A 1,591-nucleotide genomic window follows, 5' to 3' on the forward strand; every position below is an offset into this window, starting at 1 on the left:
TATTAGTTATTAGTTATTTAGTTATTTAGTTATTTAGTTAGGCGACTTAAATTGCTATCTGATGTTTTTTGATCAGCTTGTACAAGGTTGTCCGAGAAATAGACAACGCTTTAGCAGATTGGGAAATATTGTAGTGGTGTTGCTGAATCACTCGACGAACATTTTTTGACGAAAGTCGAGTATCATTTTCTGCGTCGGGCGACGCGTCTTTCAATTGAATCCCCATATGACGAGTAGAGAGGACGCTTGAATTAGAAAGAACAATCGCTCTTTTTATGCAGTTGAATAACTCTCTGACATTGCCTGGCCAATGGTACTGTTTCATTTGCTCAAGGGTGTCACTAGGCAGTTTGGTTTTGGATGCGTAATTGTGCTTCAGTTCAAATCGAACCAAATCTTCAATGTCTTCTTTGTGATCATTGAGTGGTACTAGGTCTAATGGAAGTACATTGATGCGATGAAAGAGATCCTTTCGAAATTTACCCGCAGCAACGGCTTGTTCGATATTGACGTTGGTGGCGAAAATTACACGGCAATCTACGGGCAATTGGTTATTACTACCGAGTCGTTCTATCGAACTATTTTCAAGAAAGTGGAGCAGGTAAGTTTGCAGCGACAGTTCAAGGTCGCCGATCTCATCCAAAAATAGTGTGCCACCATTCGCTCTTTCCACGTGTCCGACGTAGCGTTTGTTTGCACCCGTGAACGAGCCTTTTTCAAAGCCAAATAACTCTGAGTGAATCAGGGATTGTGGAATTGCGCCACAATTTACAGCGATGAAAGGTTTTTGACTGCGGGCTGAGGCCTCATGTATTAAACGCGCACATAGGCTTTTTCCTGTTCCGGTTTCCCCTTGAATCAGCACTGGAAAATCGTTGTTAGCGATCTTGGCTATCTTCTTTTTAAGTTGTTGGATGGTTCTGGATTGCCCTACCAATTGACATTCATGCCACGAGGCAGACTTAGGTTTAGTTTGCTTGGTGTCGACCATGCCATACGCATGGCCTAAATTTCGACAAAGCCATTCTGTATCAATAGGGAGGTGGTAATAATCCCAAAAGGTTTGTTTAATGAGCGATAAGTTGCGGCTTGGTGGTTGGTTGCAGATAGCGATTGCTTTTAAACTTGGAGAGTGAACCTTTAACGCTGATATTTGCTCACATTGTTTGTCGATTGAGGATGATGTTAGACAAGAAACCACAATTGGTGCGTAGCTTTCGCTGCGTGTATCGAGTAAGTGAATGGCCTGTTCGGTTGTTTCTGCAACTTGAGCTTCCCAGTTTTGGAGACGCAGTTCTCCAACCCACTGACTATGGTGCAGGCATGCGGTGTTGCATAACAAAATCACAGAACGAGTTATTGGCTCAGGTGATACTCTTTTTGATGGCATTGTGCTCACTCTTCATGTTTCGATATCCATGATGAAACCTTCAGTAAGCCCCCTAAATATCCCATAAGCTTAGAAGCAAAATTCAATTAATTCGAGTACACAAACCTAAGAACGTTGAGCAAGTAAGTGGCAGTACTTCAAGCGAGAAAGCCAATCTGGTGCTTTACTTACTGATAGTTATACTTATTAATACACGTATTC

At 42.2% G+C, this 1,591-nt stretch carries 1 protein-coding gene; it reads right to left on the reverse strand.

Features of this window, described 5'->3' with window-relative positions; translation table 11 throughout:
- Positions 1 to 46: 46 nt before the first annotated feature.
- Positions 47 to 1,390: a sigma-54 interaction domain-containing protein gene (locus tag AB4232_RS21255; protein ID WP_372087951.1), complete on the reverse strand. Its 1,344-nt coding sequence runs from the start codon at positions 1,388 to 1,390 to the stop codon at positions 47 to 49.
- Positions 1,391 to 1,591 lie beyond the last annotated feature (201 nt).

It is taken from the genome of Vibrio sp. 10N.286.46.A8 (assembly GCF_041470165.1).
Taxonomy (GTDB): domain Bacteria; phylum Pseudomonadota; class Gammaproteobacteria; order Enterobacterales; family Vibrionaceae; genus Vibrio; species Vibrio tasmaniensis_A.

Excerpts from the sequence above, each read along its gene's own strand:
- AB4232_RS21255 (WP_372087951.1), bottom strand. The coding sequence starts at position 1,390 with ATGCCATCAAAAAGAGTATCACCTGAGCCAATAACTCGTTCTGTGATT.